At 67.2% G+C, this 15408-nt stretch carries 21 protein-coding genes; 12 read left to right on the forward strand and 9 right to left on the reverse strand.

The genetic code is table 11. The features are described from left to right. Position 1 precedes the first annotated feature (1 nt). Complete coding sequence (locus C454_RS03190) at positions 2–271, reverse strand: helix-turn-helix domain-containing protein (RefSeq protein ID WP_004972579.1); 270 nt, start codon at positions 269–271, stop codon at positions 2–4. Between the two features lie 171 nt (positions 272–442). Here C454_RS03190 and pan1 point away from each other — a divergent pair, with 171 nt between their 5' ends. Beyond that, complete coding sequence (gene pan1, locus C454_RS03195; protein ID WP_004971162.1) at positions 443–1660, forward strand: proteasome-activating nucleotidase Pan1; 1218 nt, start codon at positions 443–445, stop codon at positions 1658–1660. 71 nt (positions 1661–1731) lie between these two features. Here the strand turns inward: pan1 and C454_RS21110 are convergent, their stop codons facing one another. Then, positions 1732–1866: a hypothetical protein gene (locus C454_RS21110; RefSeq protein ID WP_004972580.1), complete on the reverse strand. Its 135-nt coding sequence runs from the start codon at positions 1864–1866 to the stop codon at positions 1732–1734. Positions 1867–1906: 40 nt separating this feature from the next. Further along, positions 1907–2638: a DUF998 domain-containing protein gene (locus C454_RS03200; RefSeq protein ID WP_004972581.1), complete on the reverse strand. Its 732-nt coding sequence runs from the start codon at positions 2636–2638 to the stop codon at positions 1907–1909. 160 nt (positions 2639–2798) lie between these two features. Between C454_RS03200 and nth the strand changes: the two genes are divergently transcribed. Further along, on the forward strand, positions 2799–3482 hold the full coding sequence (nth, locus tag C454_RS03205; RefSeq protein WP_004972582.1) for an endonuclease III: 684 nt from the start codon (positions 2799–2801) through the stop codon (positions 3480–3482). Positions 3483–3486: 4 nt separating this feature from the next. On the opposite strand, the gene C454_RS03210 is transcribed toward nth, so the two are convergent. Then, positions 3487–3969 carry a DUF7321 family protein gene (locus C454_RS03210; protein ID WP_004972583.1) on the reverse strand — a complete coding sequence of 161 codons (483 nt, stop codon included), beginning with the start codon at positions 3967–3969 and terminating at the stop codon, positions 3487–3489. A 244-nt stretch (positions 3970–4213) separates the two neighbouring features. Between C454_RS03210 and C454_RS03215 the strand changes: the two genes are divergently transcribed. The 8 genes from C454_RS03215 (at position 4214) to C454_RS03250 (ending at position 9011) form a co-directional block, all read left to right on the forward strand. Continuing rightward, entirely contained in the window at positions 4214–5044 is an 831-nt protein-coding gene (locus C454_RS03215) for a DUF7319 domain-containing protein (RefSeq protein WP_049904945.1), read from the forward strand. A gap of 85 nt (positions 5045–5129) precedes the next feature. Next, positions 5130–5768, forward strand: a complete 639-nt coding sequence (locus C454_RS03220) for a halocyanin domain-containing protein (RefSeq protein ID WP_004972585.1) — start codon at positions 5130–5132, stop codon at positions 5766–5768. Further along, a complete protein-coding gene (locus tag C454_RS03225; protein ID WP_004971171.1) occupies positions 5768–6157 on the forward strand; it encodes a DUF7318 family protein in 390 nt (129 codons plus the stop codon). Before C454_RS03220 ends, C454_RS03225 begins: the two co-directional genes overlap by 1 nt. A gap of 3 nt (positions 6158–6160) precedes the next feature. Further along, entirely contained in the window at positions 6161–6955 is a 795-nt protein-coding gene (locus C454_RS03230; protein ID WP_004972586.1) for a cytochrome b, read from the forward strand. A 10-nt stretch (positions 6956–6965) separates the two neighbouring features. Further along, positions 6966–7730 carry a cytochrome b family protein gene (locus C454_RS03235; RefSeq protein WP_004972588.1) on the forward strand — a complete coding sequence of 255 codons (765 nt, stop codon included), beginning with the start codon at positions 6966–6968 and terminating at the stop codon, positions 7728–7730. 39 nt (positions 7731–7769) lie between these two features. Continuing rightward, positions 7770–8159 carry a DUF7315 family membrane protein gene (locus tag C454_RS03240; RefSeq protein WP_004972590.1) on the forward strand — a complete coding sequence of 130 codons (390 nt, stop codon included), beginning with the start codon at positions 7770–7772 and terminating at the stop codon, positions 8157–8159. Further along, positions 8152–8433 carry a DUF7314 family protein gene (locus C454_RS03245; protein ID WP_004972591.1) on the forward strand — a complete coding sequence of 94 codons (282 nt, stop codon included), beginning with the start codon at positions 8152–8154 and terminating at the stop codon, positions 8431–8433. Before C454_RS03240 ends, C454_RS03245 begins: the two co-directional genes overlap by 8 nt. Positions 8434–8567: 134 nt before the next feature. Next, positions 8568–9011 carry a DUF7313 family protein gene (locus tag C454_RS03250; protein WP_004972593.1) on the forward strand — a complete coding sequence of 148 codons (444 nt, stop codon included), beginning with the start codon at positions 8568–8570 and terminating at the stop codon, positions 9009–9011. Positions 9012–9125: 114 nt separating this feature from the next. Here C454_RS03250 and C454_RS03255 read toward each other — a convergent pair whose 3' ends face one another. Together C454_RS03255 and C454_RS03260 are read right to left on the reverse strand one after the other, a co-directional pair. After that, positions 9126–9857 (reverse strand): NAD(+)/NADH kinase, encoded by a 732-nt coding sequence (locus tag C454_RS03255; protein WP_004972594.1) that lies wholly within the window; start codon positions 9855–9857, stop codon positions 9126–9128. A 127-nt stretch (positions 9858–9984) separates the two neighbouring features. After that, complete coding sequence (locus C454_RS03260; protein WP_004972595.1) at positions 9985–11292, reverse strand: M28 family peptidase; 1308 nt, start codon at positions 11290–11292, stop codon at positions 9985–9987. 202 nt (positions 11293–11494) lie between these two features. Here C454_RS03260 and C454_RS03265 point away from each other — a divergent pair, with 202 nt between their 5' ends. Together C454_RS03265 and C454_RS03270 are read left to right on the forward strand one after the other, a co-directional pair. Beyond that, positions 11495–12661: a thiolase domain-containing protein gene (locus C454_RS03265; protein WP_004972597.1), complete on the forward strand. Its 1167-nt coding sequence runs from the start codon at positions 11495–11497 to the stop codon at positions 12659–12661. Further along, positions 12658–13038 carry a Zn-ribbon domain-containing OB-fold protein gene (locus tag C454_RS03270; RefSeq protein WP_004972598.1) on the forward strand — a complete coding sequence of 127 codons (381 nt, stop codon included), beginning with the start codon at positions 12658–12660 and terminating at the stop codon, positions 13036–13038. Before C454_RS03265 ends, C454_RS03270 begins: the two co-directional genes overlap by 4 nt. A gap of 18 nt (positions 13039–13056) precedes the next feature. On the opposite strand, the gene C454_RS20620 is transcribed toward C454_RS03270, so the two are convergent. From C454_RS20620 to meaB, 3 genes are all read right to left on the reverse strand, one after another. Beyond that, positions 13057–13200, reverse strand: coding sequence for a hypothetical protein (locus C454_RS20620; protein ID WP_004972600.1), 144 nt, complete (start codon positions 13198–13200; stop codon positions 13057–13059). A 78-nt stretch (positions 13201–13278) separates the two neighbouring features. Beyond that, on the reverse strand, positions 13279–14205 hold the full coding sequence (locus C454_RS03275) for an alpha/beta fold hydrolase (RefSeq protein ID WP_004972601.1): 927 nt from the start codon (positions 14203–14205) through the stop codon (positions 13279–13281). An 85-nt stretch (positions 14206–14290) separates the two neighbouring features. Continuing rightward, positions 14291–15406: a methylmalonyl Co-A mutase-associated GTPase MeaB gene (gene meaB, locus C454_RS03280; protein WP_049904946.1), complete on the reverse strand. Its 1116-nt coding sequence runs from the start codon at positions 15404–15406 to the stop codon at positions 14291–14293. Positions 15407–15408 lie beyond the last annotated feature (2 nt).

Below are 15408 nucleotides of genomic sequence, written 5' to 3' on the forward strand. Positions count from 1 at the left end.
TTTAAATGTTGAGCGTGTAGAGGCGCTTGCGCGCGTCGGAGAACGAAAATCGGGAGTCGACCGCGCCCTCGTCTTCCAGCCGGGAGAGCGCGTAGCGGACGGTACGCGGGGGGAGAAGCGATTCTTCGGCGATTTGGCTCTGGGTGAGCGTGTCCTCGTAATCGAGAATCTTCGCGACCAACTTCGCGCTCGGGGGCATGTCCCGAACCGATTCCCACCGGTCGTCTGACTGGGGCTCGGACTCGCGTTCGACTGCTTCCGTGGTGCTCATCGTACGAGGTACCATGCAATGCTATTAGATAATATTTGCTATCCAGATTTATTACTATGGGGAATTTATGTGACGCGCGTCAGACTCGTCATCCGGGCGGCAGACGGGCCCTAGGCGGCGAATCCCTCACACACCCGAAGCCTCTTATGAACCTGCACCCTATGCCGGATGATGACCGATACTGTGGACGACGTCGACCTCCCCTACGATAAGGACTCGGCGTCGCAGCAGGAGAAGATCACCGCCCTTCAAGAGCGGCTCGAAGTTCTCGAAACGCAGAACGAGGAGATGCGCGACAAGCTCCTCGACACGAACGCCGAGAACAACAAGTATCAACAGAAGCTCGAGCGGCTTACCCACGAGAACAAGAAGCTCAAGCAGTCGCCGCTCTTCGTTGCGACGGTTCAGGAAATCACCGACGAGGGGGTCATCATCAAGCAGCACGGTAACAACCAAGAGGCCCTCACCGAAGTGACAGACGAGATGCGCGAGGAGCTCGAACCCGACGCGCGCGTCGCCGTGAACAACTCCCTCTCTATCGTCAAGCGACTCGACAAGGAGACGGACGTCCGGGCTCGCGTGATGCAGGTCGAACACAGCCCCGACGTGACCTACGAGGACATCGGCGGACTCGAAGAGCAGATGCAGGAGGTCCGCGAGACGGTCGAGATGCCGCTCGACCGCCCCGAGATGTTCGAGAAGGTCGGCATCGACCCGCCGTCCGGCGTGCTCCTCTACGGCCCGCCGGGGACCGGCAAGACGATGCTCGCGAAGGCCGTCGCCAACCAGACGAACGCCTCGTTCATCAAGATGGCCGGCTCCGAGCTGGTGCACAAGTTCATCGGCGAGGGCGCGAAGCTCGTCCGCGACCTGTTCGAGGTCGCCCGCGAGAACGAGCCCGCCGTCATCTTCATCGACGAGATAGACGCCATCGCCTCGAAGCGCACGGACTCGAAGACCTCCGGCGACGCCGAGGTCCAGCGCACGATGATGCAGCTGCTCGCCGAGATGGACGGCTTCGACGAGCGCGGTAACATCCGCATCATCGCGGCGACCAACCGCTTCGACATGCTCGACCCCGCGATTCTCCGGCCGGGGCGGTTCGACCGCCTCATCGAGGTGCCCAAGCCGAACGAGGACGGCCGCGAGATAATCTTCCAGATTCACACCCGGAAGATGAACGTCTCCGACGACGTGGACTTCGTCGAACTCGCCGAGATGGCCGACAACGCCTCCGGTGCCGACATCAAGGCCGTCTGTACGGAAGCGGGGATGTTCGCCATCCGCGACGACCGCACGGAGATATACATGCAGGACTTCCTCGACGCCTGGGAGAAGATTCAGCAGGAAGCCTCGGACGAGACGGAAGTCTCCCGCGCGTTCGCGTAACCGACGCGAGTCGCGTTTCGTTTCGGTTTCGATTCTACTTCGCTTTTCGCGCGACGCCGACCGCCGAGTGGCTACGCGGCGAACGCGAAGTACGGCAGGACGAACAGCGCGAGGAACATCGCGGCGAGGATGAGACCGTACCCGCCGAGCGTCGCGGCCGCGGTCAACCACGATTCGCGCCGGCCGGGAAGTTCGAGCGCGGACATACTCGGTCGGTCGCGGTCGTGAATGATAAATCGTCGGTATTCACGCGGCCGAATCGGTCGGGTCGGGGAGGGCCGTCTCCGACGCGGACCCCATCAGGTAGCCGCCGAACCCGATGAACCACAGGAGCACCGGGTAGGCGACGTAGCGCTCGATACCACCCGCGCCGAGGAACGAAAGCGGGTGCGGGAGGCCGAGGAGGCCGAACGCGAAGATGCTCGCCAGGAGGGCGAGGACGAACCCGCCCACCGCGACCGAGAGATACCGGAACGGGGTCTCGATGACCCGCGCGGCGACGACCGCGGAGAGGCCGCCGGCGAAGAACGTCAGGAGGGCGAACAGCCCGTGCATCGGGGCTTCGCTCCCGTCGAAGACGCCCACGCCGAGGATGCCCACGCCGAGCATCGCGACGGCGGCGGTGACGACGCGGTCGCGGAGCCCCCGGTGCGCGAAGTAGCTCGCGCCGAGGACCAACAGCCCCGAAAGCACCATCGTCGCGTTGAAAATCGTCGCCGACGGCTGAAGGATGATGCTGTTTGGCGGCCTGGTCGCGCCGAGGTCGCTTATCTCCTGTACGCCCGCGTTGTAGCCGGGGTAGAACGCCTCGGCGGTGATGATTCCCATGAACGCGAGCAGGCCGAACGCGAACAGCATCGCGCCGGCGACGAACCGGTCGCGCCGGCGGTCGTGTGCGCCCGGCGTCTCGGCGATTCGTTCGGGTCGCGTCTCGGTCGGCGGACTGCCGTCCCGTCGGGAGTCGGTGGTTGGTGTCATCGTGCTCACTCCGTCCGTATAGACGACTGACGCGTCCATAACACCGAACGCTGGCTCTTAAACCGCGAGAATCCGGACGGTCAGGAATCCGGACGGTCAGGAATCCGCACCCCTCGCCCCAACCCGAACGACTGAAACCGACCGGGTCGCACCCACAGGTATGGGCACGCCACTCGAAAGCCGCGAGGCGCAAGCCGAGGAGGTCTTCGACCGACTGTACGAGGAGTACCCCGACACCACTATCTCGCTTTCCTACTCGAACCGCCTCGAACTGCTCATCGCCGTCATGCTCTCGGCGCAGTGTACCGACGAGCGCGTCAACAAGGTCACCGCGGAGCTGTTCGAGAAGTACGACGGCGCCGCGGACTACGCCGCCGCCGACCAAGAGGAGTTAGCCGACGACATCAGCTCCATCACCTACTACAACAACAAGGCGAAGTACATCCGCTCCGCGTGCGCGGACATCATCGAGAAGCACGACGGCGAGGTTCCGGACACCATGTCGGCGCTGACCGACCTCGCCGGCGTCGGCCGGAAGACCGCGAACGTCGTCCTCCAGCACGGCCACGACATCGTGGAGGGAATCGTCGTCGACACCCACGTCCAGCGGCTCTCGCGCCGCCTCGGGCTGACAGAAGAGGAGTACCCCGAGCGAATCGAAGAGGACCTGATGCCGGTCGTCCCCGAGCGCGACTGGCAGCAGTTCACCCACCTGTTCATCAGTCACGGGCGGGCCGTCTGCGACGCGCGCAACCCCGACTGCGACGCCTGCGTGCTCGAAGACGTCTGCCCCTCGTCGAAGCTCGACCACGAGGTCGACCTCGCCAGCGGCGAGGCGTGGTGAGCGCTCAGACGAACACGTAACCGCTCAGGTAGCGGTAGATACCGAGCAGCCACGCGAACACCCAGAAGATGACGTAGCCGAAGACGCCGACGCGGAGGCGGCCGCGCCACGCGCCCATGTTCTCGTGGAGGTCGTCGAGCGACACGTCCTGGTCCGGGTCGCGGTAGAGGTCGGCCTCCCACTTGGCCTGGAAGATGCGGACGATTCCCGTGAGCGCGAAGATGAGCATCGCGTACGCCTGCAGGCCGAGAATCGCGTGGAGGGCGCTGAGCCCGTTGAGCTGCTGAAAGAGCCGGGGGAGCATCCACGTGACGACCGGGACCGTGTTCAACACGAGCCCGGGGAAGATGATTTTGAGGTGGTAGACGAGCACGTCCCACGACACCGTCTCGGCGTCGATCATTATCCACGCGCCGTAGATGTAGAACGGGAAGCTGGCCGTGACGGTAATCGCGGCGAGCGTGGCGAGCGTCGTCTCGTCTGCCATCGCACGGCGTTAGCACCCGGTCGGCCTAAAGGGACCGATGCGCCGCGTCCCGTTCGAGCGCTAGACCACGCGACAGGAGCTAAACGTCGGCCGCGACCGCCGGGATTCGAGCACCGGACCACCGCCGTTCGAGCGCTGGACCAGCGAGCGGTCGCGTCCGATGGGCGGCTCGTGGCCGACCGCCCGCGACGAACGCGGTTCGGGGTCGGAACACGTTTACCGGCGTGGACCCTACTCCGTGGCGATGTCAGACTCGTCTTCCGCCCCGGCCGACGACGGCTCGTCACCGGACGCGGACGCCGACGCCGCGATGTCCGACGCGGAGCTCGCGGCCCTCCGCGAGGAGGTCGAAGCCAAGTACGACTTCGAGAACTTCGGCCCGGCCGACATGGCGAAGATGACCCCCGAAGAGTGGGACGCCGCGTTCGACCCCGACTCGTGGGTTGTCGGCGAGGAGTTGCTCGACCGCGTCGAACAGGAACTCCGCTACCGCGTCGCGATTCGCGAAGTGTTCGCCGTCCTCGAACGCGTGACGGAAAACGGCGAGCCACGGATTCTCGCGTACTCCGACGAGGGCTACGCCGTCGTCTACCCGGACGGGAGCGTCGAGGGCGAGGGGACCGTCCTCCGCGACGTGAAACCGACCGTCGCGCTCTGTTCGATGGAGGACTTCGAGGTGAACGACGCGCCCGAGACCGTCAGGCTCCCCGAACCCGAAGAGGTCGCACAGGGGACCGGCGACTTCGGCAACCGAATGCTCCAAATCGTCGCGTTCGGGCAGCTACTCGGCGGGTTCGCGCTCATCGGCGCGTGGCTCGTCCTCCCCGACCTCGATTCGATTATCGCGCCGCTGGCCGGGCTGGGCTTTCTCGTCATCGGCTTTTTCCTCTTCGTCGTCGTGGCGAACGCCCGGCTCTCGGACCGCTTCCGCGCCGAGGAGTACCGAGACAGGCTCCGCGTCATGGGTCTCGAAGGCGGGTCGCGCCCCGAGTTCGTCCCGACGTTCGACGGGGACGAGAACGTCGCGTCCTTGGTCGAGGCCCCCGAGGGAGACGCCCTCAGTTCTGAGGGCTGAGACCGGCGCGCGCTCACCTCGCAAACACCCTCCGTGACGGCATAGTCGGTGGGTTTAAGCGCGTCCCATCCTGACGAACGACCGTATGAAAAGGCGGGAGTTTCTCCGAACGGCTGGCGGTGCGACAGCCGCCGCGACCGCTGCCGCCGGGACCGCTGCTGCGCAGGAAGGCGGCGGTGGAGCGCAGGTTCAACCCGACTTCGGTGGCTACCTCGACGGCATCGACGGAGGCTACGAAGACCTCCGCGGTCAGAGCGAAGTCACCATCGAGGTCGGCGCGTCCGGCAACGGAGGTAACCTTGCGTTCGGACCGGCTGGCATCTGGATCGACCCCGGCACGACCGTGACGTGGGAGTGGACCGGCGAAGGCGGCGGCCACAACGTCGTCGCGAGCGAGGGCGCGTCGCTCGACTCCGGCGCGTCCGTCTCCGAGGCCGGAACGACCTACGAGTTCACGTTCGAGAACGGTGGCATCACGAAGTACCACTGCGTGCCCCACGAGGCGCTCGGCATGCTCGGCGCGGTCGCCGTCGGCGACGACGTGGCGACTATCAGCACCGGCGGTGGCGGCGAGAAGGAACTGCACGAACTCGGCGTCCCGATTCAGGCCCACTGGGTCGGCTCGGCGACGATTCTGGGCATCCTCGTCACCATCATCTACACGTTCTTCATCTTGAAGTACGGCGAGTCCCCAAATACGGGTAACACCGGAGGTGGCGAATAATGTCTTCGACCGGCAGCACATACGGCGATATTCACCGATACGAACCGGCGCGCGAGAGCACCGCAGCGGCCATCGCAATCGTCCTCCTGACGATTATCGAGGTCGTGTTCGTGTTCCTCTTCACCTACGGCTTCGTCTCCGGGTGGGGCCTGACGGACACGGGGAACATGTTCCTCGGCGGCGTCCTCGCCGTCATCTTCGTGGACCTCGCGTTCATCCTCGCGCTGTACCGCAAGGAGTTCCTCCCCGACGTGATGATCGTGAAAAAGCGGCGTCGCAAGTGGGAAGACCTCTACGTCCGCGAGGAGGACGTCGACGGTGTCACCTTCAGCAGCGACGACGCGTGGGAACAGGTCAAACGCGCGGTGTACCCCTACTACAAGCGATAAACCATGAGTCTCGAACGCAAAGACGACTACGACCACAAGGCCTGGATGAAAAAGAAGGACCTCACCCCGGTCGAGGCCACCTTCCTCACCACGCTCATCTGGCTGGATAAGCGACTCCGCATCGTCGATTATCTGGAACTTCTGGAGACGCTCTACTACCGAGTCAACCTCCAGATGCCGAAGAGCCACACCGAGCAGTACAACCTCGACAACAAGTTCTGGTACTGGTACCCCCTGTACACGCTCGGCTTGTTCTCGACGCTCGCGTACGTCGTCGCGGCGATAAGTGGTGCCCTTCTCGGGTTCTACTACTCCCCGGCGACGACCGGTGACCCCACGACGGCCTACAGCAGTATCGAATTCATCATGCGCGACCTGCAGTTCGGCTTCATGCTCCGCTCCGTCCACCGCTGGGCGGCGCAGGTCATGGTCGCGGCCGTGTTCCTGCACATGCTCCGTGTCTATTTCACGGGGTCGTACAAGGAACCCCGCGAGCTGAACTGGCTTCTCGGCATCGTCCTGATCAGCCTGACGATGGTGTTCGGGTACACCGGATACCTCCTCCCGTGGGACCAGCTAGCCTACTGGGCGGGGCAGATCGGCGTCGAGATGTCGCTGTCGGTCCCGCTCGCCGGTGAGTGGGTCGCACAGCTCCTGTTCGGCGGCTTCTCGCTGAGCCAGTCGACGCTACAGCGCATGTACATCATCCACGTGTTCCTGCTCCCGTTCGTCGTGACGACGCTCATCGCGATCCACATCGGCATCGTGTGGGTGCAGGGCATCGCGGAGCCGCACTGAGGTGACAATCATGAGCGACAACGAACCCGAAAACGAGGAGATTCGATCCGACGGCGCGGGCATCGTGGCCCCGGACGACGAGACGCCCACGTGGAGCGAGCGCAAGGCTCGCAAGACGGGGCTCTCCCGGCTCACCTACGAGTACTTCGAGCGCGCACGTCGTGAAGACCAGGACCTTCGCACGGAGTCCGACTACGTCGAACGCGACGTCTTGGCGTTCCCCACGTGGCCCCACGAGACCGTCCGCAACCTCTCGATTGCGTCGTTCTTCGTCGGGATGATTCTGTTCCTCTCGGCGACCATGCCGCCGCACATCGGCAACCCCGCGAATCCGTCGAGCACCCCGGCGATTATCCTGCCCGACTGGTACCTCTACTGGTCGTTCGGCCTGCTCAAGCTCAACCCGCTGAACCCCGAGCTGGCCATCCTCGGCGGACAGAAGCTGATGGCCGACCGTACCTACGGCGTGCTGGCGAACGGCGTCGTCGTCGGCTTCATCGCCATCGTGCCCTTCCTCAACAAGGGCTCGGCCCGGCGACCCGTCGAGCAGCCGTTCTGGTCCGCTGTCGGCGTCTTCGGCGTGGTGTTCGCGATGACCATCTCGCTTCTGGCCATCAAGAACCTCATGCCGATGAACGTCGACCTGCTGTTCGACCTGACGTTCCTGCTCCCGTTCGTCTTCGGGACCATCACCTACGCGGTGCTGAAGACGATGCGCGAGGGGTACATGTACAACCTCAACCGCCGCTACTACCGGCTTCGCCCGCCGAAATAGAGCGGAACCACTACCAACCGTCCCTTCTTAGCGTCACTGATGACAGACAGCGACGCAACCGGTCGAACCGGCGACGCCGACGAGACGCGGCGGGGACGCCGCGGCCGGCGCGACATCGTCGTTCCCATGCGGCTCTACAAGACTATCACCGTCTTCTCGACGCTCATCGCCGTCGTCAGCGTGGTTCTCGGCTTCGTCTTCCTCGACGCCGCGACGCTGCAGGTGAGCGCGCTCCGCGCGGTCATCGCGGGCGCGCTCGGCGCGCTCGGAATCGGCGTCGCGGACGGCCTACTGAGCACGGCCCTCGCGGTCTTCGGACTCGGCATCATCGCGTTCGGCGCGGTCGTCTACACGCTCGGCACCCGATTTCGCGCCCAAGGAATGGGAAAGTCTCAAGAGGACTCCGGCGAAGACTCGAACAATGGCTGACGAATTCATCAAGGGTCTGGGTATCCTGACCGGGTCCGGACTCGCGTGGCTGGTGCTCGCGTCGTGGTACCGGACGAGCAGTTTCGAGAGCACACAACAGCTCATCGAGCCGCTGTCGTCCGGCGCGACCGAGGGACTGTTCAACATCATCGCCGTCACCCTGATGGACGTGTTCCTCTGGTTCGCGCTTCTCGGCGCGCTCACCTTCTGGGTGCTCATCCCGGCGGGTCACCAGATTATGTCCGCGCTCGAAGAGCGCCGCAACGCGCAGTAAGCCGACACCGCGCTCCGTTCTCCTCTCATCTCGCTTCGAGTCGACGAAGAACCCCCCACAATAGCGGTCGCCCTCCCCGCCGCTCCCGCGTCGGATTGGAAAAACTCTAATGAGTCTCGCTCCGACGGTCCTGTATGCACCCACTACAGTTCCTCGTCCCGCTCGACCAGTTGGCGGCGGTCGAACCGGTCGTCCCGCACGTGGCGCTCGTGCTCGTGCTTGCGAACTTCGCGACGCGCTTCCTCGGTCACCGGTCGCACGTCCGACAGGCCAAGGAGGGTGGAGAGGAGGCAGTCTCCCGGTACCTCCCGCACTCGATTAGTTCGGGTGCGCTCGTCCTGACCTCGTTCCTCTACCTGCTCGTCGAGCCGCACGGCGGCATGGTGCTGACCGTGCTGGTCGTCGGGATGTTCGTCACCGACTTCTTCGAGTTCGAAGCGCGTAAGGTCGAAGCCCGCACCGACAAGCCGCTCGAACGCCCGAACGGCTCGCTCGTCGCCGCGACGCTCGTGCTCCTGTACGCGGCGTTCCAGAGCCTCTTCTTCCTCGTCGCGGACTACTGGAACCTCATCGTCTAACTCCGCGACGCACTCTTCTCCGCGTCGTCACGCTCGCACCGCTCACGAGGAACACGTATTTTCGCCGCGCCGAGCGCCGCCGCTCGGTGTCTGAATCACGGCCGAGCGAGGCGCTCACTCGACGAGGAGCGGAACGCTCCCGTCGCGGTCGATGACCACCGACTCGGACGGGAGAACTTCCCGGACGACCTCGTCGTCGGCGACGAGGGACACGGGCGCGTCGTCGCGTTCGACCGACAGCCGGACGGGCGGTTGGAGGACCCACGAGTCCGTCTGCGTCGCGTACGGTGAGACGGGGACGACGGCGAGCCCGGCGGCCGGACCGACGACCGCGCCGCCCGCGGCGCGCGCGTAGCCGGAACTCCCGAGCGGCGTGGCGACGACGACGCCGTCGGCGCGGAACTCGTCGACCGGCGTCCAGCGCGCCGCCGCGCGCGACTCGTCGGTCGGGTCCGACGAGAAGGGGACCGCGGCCTCCGCGCGGGCGACGCCGTACTCGGAGATGTGTGCCGGTTCGCTCGTAACGAGCATCGCGTCGAGGAGCGCGCGACCCGCCGCGTCCCCGCCGACGCGGAGCGAGAGCGTCGGGTGGTCGACGACTCGACCGTCACCCGCCGCGACCGCGGACAGCCGCGATTCGAGTCCGCGCCGCGGGGTCGACCACGGCGCGCCGCAGTCGACGGGGACGACCGGACACGACCACTCGGAGCCGAGCGCGACCGTCGAGAGCGCCGACTCGCCGACCGCGACGACGGCGTCCGCCTCGGCCGACGTCGGTTCGACCGACGCACCGGCCGCTCTGACGGCGGTGGCGACCGAGTCGTCACCGACGATACCGAATCTCATCGTCGTCCACCCGCGGCGAGCCCCCGTAGCATCGTCCCGTGCTACGCCGCCGCGAATAAAAGCCCTCGTGGTTCGGTTGCGCGAGGTCCGGCGCGACCCGAGCGGGACGGGCGCGTCGCCGACCGCCTCAGAACGGCCAGTCGCCGGTGACTTTCATCCCCTCGGCCTGGTCTTCGGCTTCCAGCGCCGCCGCGATGTCCGCCGGGTCGGCGTGGGGAATCTCGCGGTCGGCGTCGGCGAGTTCGACGGTCAGTTCCGTCAGGAGAATCGCCTGCTCGCGGAGCGTCCGCGATTCCAGTTTCTCGATGGTGTCGGCGTGGGTGTGGCCCCACCCGCGGCCGCGGCCCTCCTTTTCGCTGCCGACCATGTACGCCGGGACGCCGCGGGCGACGAACGGCCAGTGGTCGCTGTGGGGGAGCTGTTCGGGAAGCGTCGAAATATCGTGGTCGAACCGCTCTGCGACGGCGTCGGCGGCGGCTTCGAGCTCGTCGAAGCCATGGGTCGTGAGCTTGAGCGTCCGCCCAGCGACGACGCCGTCGTTGTTGACGATGGCCTTCACGTTCGCCCGGTCGTCGCCGAGGCGGTCGGCCTCGTAGTCGGAGCCGACGAGCCCGACTTCCTCCGCGCCGAAGCAGACGAAGCGGACGCGCGTGTCGAGTTCGTCCTCGCGGGCGGCGAGCGCGCGGGCGACCTCGACCACCATCGCGGTGCCCGCGCCGTTGTCCATCGCGCCCTCGGCGATATCGTGGGCGTCGAGGTGGCTCGTGACGAGCACCTCCTCGTCGGTGTCGGGGCCGAGTTCGGCGTGGACGTTCCCGCTTTCGGCCGCGGGCGTCTCGCAGGTCACGTCGACGGTCACCTCGTCGCCGTCGAACCGGCGACGGAGGCGCGCGCCGACCTCCTTGCTCACGCCGACGGCGGGGATGTCGCCGATGGGCGCTTCGGCGGTGCCGACGCTCCCCGTGGGCGGGAGTTGGCCGGGGACGTGGTTGGCGAAGACGAACGCGGCCGCGCCGGCCTCGACGGCGTAGTAGTACTTCTCGCGGCGGTGGATGAAGCGGTCGTAGTGGTCGGGGACCGTCGTGGAGACGACGACGACCTTCCCCGAGAGGTCGCGGTCGAAGTCCTCGGGCAGCCCGTAGCCGAGGTCGACCAGCTCGCCGCTCGCTGTTCCGGCGGGGCTGCGCGGGAGCGCGATGCAGTCCTGCGTGGTGTCTGCGGCGTAGAGGGCGCTGTCGCCGCGCTCCCAGCCTTGAATCTCGAACGGGTCGATGCGGGCGTTGCGCGCGCCGACGCGTTCGAGGGCGTCTCGGGTCGCCTCCATCGCCTCGCGCTCGCCGGGCGAGCCGGTCATTCGGTTGCCGATGTCGACGAGCGTCTCCAGGTGGTTCCAGCCGACCTCGCTGGTGAACGTGTCGCCTATCCAGTCACTCATAGTGGACCGTCTCGCGGGGCCGTGGTAACCGTTGCGATGGGTCGAAAACGGGCGTCGGACTCGGCGCGAAATCGACCGACACCGACAAGGTTCCCGGTTCGAGTCGCCGCGCCCGCGACGGCGGGAAAACGGGAGCGAACCGCGGGAGGAGGACCACGGGCGAACGGCAGGTTCAAGGACCATCTATCACGTACGTTCATTCATGACTGACGTGCGAATCGCCGGGGTCGGACTGACGAAGTTCGGCAGTCACCCCGAGCGAACCGGTCGCGACCTGTTCGCGGAGGCCGCCCTCGCCGCCCGCGAGGACGCCGGCGTCTCCCGCGACGACTACGAGGAAATCTTCTACGGCAACTTCATGGGCGAACTCGCCGAGAAGCAGGGCCACCAGGGGCCGGTCATGGCCGAGGCCGCCGGCCTCGACTGCCCCGCGACCCGCTACGAGCAGGCCTGCGCCTCCGCGGGCGTCGCCTTCCGACAGGCCGTCGCCGCGATTCGGAGCGGCGCGGCCGACGTGGTCCTCGCCGGCGGCATGGAGCGCATGAACAACCTCGGGACCGCCGAGGTGACCCAGTCGCTCGCCATCGCCGCGGACGAACTGTTCGAGGTCCGCGCGGGCGTCACGTTCCCGGGCGCGTACGCGCTCATGGCTCGCGCGTACTTCGACGCCTTCGGCGGCGACAGCGAGGACCTCGCGCACATCGCGGTGAAGAACCACGCCAACGCGATGCACAACGACTACGCGCAGTTCCACCGCGAAATCACCGTCGACGACGCGCTCGAAAGCCCCGTCGTCGCCGACCCGCTCACCCTCTACGACGCCTGCCCCATCACCGACGGCGCGAGCGCGGTCGTCCTCGTCAGCGACGACTACGCCGAGCGACGCGGCCTCGACGCGCCCGTCTCCGTCACCGGGTCGGGGCAGGGCGGCGACAAGGCCGCGCTCCAAGACAGACCCCACCTCGCGCGGACGCCCGCAGCGACGAAAGCCGCCGACGCGGCCTACGCGGACGCCGGCATCGGCCCCGACGACGTGGACGTGGCCGAGGTCCACGACTGCTTTACCATCGCCGAGGTGCTCGCGCTCGAATCGCTCGGCCTCTACGACCACGGCGAGGGAGTCGGCGCGGCCGCCCGCGGCGAGACGACCCGCGACGGCGACCTCCCGGTGAACCTCTCGGGCGGCCTCAAGGCGAAGGGCCACCCCGTCGGCGCGACGGGGACCGCCCAAATCGTCGAGATGACGAAGCTCCTGCGCGGCGACCACGGCAACAGCGACGCCGTCCCGGACGCTCGGGTCGGCGTCACCCACAACGCGGGCGGAACCGTCGCCAGCGCGGTCGTCCACGTCTTGGAGGTGGACCGATGAGCGACACCGGCTACGACGAGTGGCTGGCCGCAATCGCCGACGGCGAGGGCTACTACCTCGCGTGTCCGGACGGTCACGGTTCGCTCCCGCCGCGGCGCTCCTGTCCGCACTGCGGCGCGGCCGAGTTGACGGCGGAACCGCTCCCGGAGACGGGCGAGGTACTCACCTTCACCGAGGTGCACGTCCCCGCGCCGAACTTCGCAGACGAAGCGCCCTACGTGACGGCCATCGCGTCGTTCGGCCCCGTCAAACTCACGGGCGTCGTCCGCGACCTCCCCGCCGACGAGGTCGACCTCGGAACGACCGTCTCGGTAGACGTGGGCACGAACGCGACGACTGACGAGCGGTTGCTCGTGTTCCGGCCCGCGAGCGAGTAGCGCCACACTCGTCGCACGTTATCTCTCGCGCGCCTCGACGGCCTCCAGCGGCGAGCGCCAGCCGAAGACGTACGAACCGAGGAGCCACGCCCAGAAGCCGGCCGCGAGGAGCGCGATAGCTCCGTACAGGAACAGCGAGAACAGCGACAGGGAGTCGAACATCGGTTCAGTTCGGGGGGTTGGGTCGGGTTGGGTCGGTTCGGCTCGTGGTCGCGGCCGCGGCCGCTGCTTCGGCCCCGTTCAGTCGAGGGCGTCGCGGACGGTGTCGACGAAGGCGTTCGGGAACTCGACGTGCGGGAGCAACATCGCGTCGTCGAAGACGACGAGCGTGCAGTCCGCGGCGTCCGCGAGGTCGCGGCCCCGCTTCAGCGGCGTGATGTCGCTCTCGCGGCCCCAGACGAGCGTCGTCGGGACGTCGAGAGCCGACAGCGCCTCGCCGAGGTCGACGTCGGTGTTGAGGTAGCCGGAGATGAACGACGCCGGCGCGAAGCGCGCGCCCTCCTGGTGGGCGGTGCGCCACTCGTACTCCTGCCACTCCTCGCCCGCCTTCTCGGGGTCGTAGTAGCCGTGGTCGGCGTTGAAGTAGCGAATCGACGGCCGGGAGGCGACGACGTTGAACAGCGCCTCGCCGACGACCGGCGCGCGGACGAGTTCGCGGAGCCACTCCTTGGGGTCCGGGCCGCCGCGCGACGTGGGACAGACGAGGACGAACCGCGAGACCGACACGTCGTCTCGCTCCGCGGCGGCGACGGCGTAGGCCGCGGTGAGCGACGAGGCGACGACCGCGGGGTCGTCGTACTCGGCGAGGAAGTCGCCGACGAAGTCCTCGTAGAGCGCGGGCGAGTAGTACAGCGCCGGCCGGTCCGAAAGCCCGAATCCGGGGAGGTCGGGCGCGACGACGTGGTAGTCCTCGGCGAGGGTCGAAAACACCTCGCGGAACTCGCCGGACGACCCCGCGGCGTTGATGCCGTGGAGGAAGACGAGCGTCGGGTCGTCCTCGTCGCCGGCTTCGACGTACGAGACGTCCATGCCGCGCCAGCGGTACGTCCCGTGGTTTCCGGAGAGCGGCGGTTCGAGGGGACCCACGCGTTTCGAGAGGGCGGCGTTGGTCGCGGCGGCGAGACCGACGCCCGCTGCGGCCAGTCCGATGGCTCGTCGGAGTTTCATGTCACGTAGATGGTGCGCGGTGGCCTTAATTCGCCCGCCCGTGGCGGGGTCGCGGGCGGCGGGAACGTCGGCCCGGCGCTCGGCGTCAGTCGTCTCGGTCGTCCAGACACTCCCGAAGCGGTTCGAGCACGTCTTCGGCGACCGCGTAGGGGTCCGTCTCCTTTTCGACGACCGCCTCGGCGAACGCGTCGACTCCGCCGCGGCGGTCGAGCTCGGCTTCGAGGAGCCGGTTCACGTCGCTTCGGAGGAGCTGGCGAATCTCTTCTCCCGCGCGCTTGCGGGCCTTCTCCGCCAACTCGCCGGAGGCGTCGAGGTAGTCGCGGTGGTCGTCCAGCGTCTCGACCAACTCGTCGATTCCCTCGCCGGTCGTGGCGACGGTTTCGAGGACCTGCGGCGTCCAGACGGGCGGTTCGTCGGCGTCGGAGGGTTCGCCCTCGGCGTCGGCGTCGGTCTCGGCATCGCTCGCGTCCGCGTGCCCGCCGTGTCCGTGACCGGCGTCGTCGAACGCCTCGGCCCCGTGGTGGCCGGTGTCGAGGTTCGCCCGCGGGTCGTCGCGGAGGTGAATCATCTCCTGTAGCTCGGCGACGGTGCGCGACGCGCCCTCCATGTCGGCCTTGTTGACGACGAACAGGTCGCCGATTTCGAGGATGCCCGCCTTGAGCATCTGCACGTCGTCGCCGCTGCCGGGTTGGACGAGGACGACGACCGTGTCCGCGGTCTTCACCACGTCCACCTCGTTTTGCCCCGCGCCGACCGTCTCGATGATGATGCGGTCTTTCCCGAAGGCGTCGAGCGCCTTCACGGCGTCCGCGGTGGCGGTCGAGAGGCCGCCGAGCTGGCCGCGGGCGCTCATCGACCGGAAGAACACGTCCATGTCGCCGACGTTCGAGGCCATGCGGATGCGGTCGCCGAGGACGGCCCCGCCGGTGTACGGCGAGGAGGGGTCCACGGCGATGACGCCGACCGTTTCTCCCTGGTCGCGGTAGTGCTTCGCAAGCTTGTCGACGAGCGTCGACTTGCCGGCACCGGGACTGCCCGTGATGCCGACGACGGAGGCGTCGCCCGTGTGGGCGTGGAGTTCCGAGACGATGTCCCGGTAGCCCGGCGACTGCGACTCGATTTTCGTGATGGCCCGCGCGAGCGCTCGGTGCTCGCCGTCGAGGAGTCGCTCGACGAGGTCGGATTCGACCGCCCGGCTCATCG

Source organism: Haloferax gibbonsii ATCC 33959 (assembly GCF_000336775.1).
Lineage (GTDB): Archaea > Halobacteriota > Halobacteria > Halobacteriales > Haloferacaceae > Haloferax > Haloferax gibbonsii.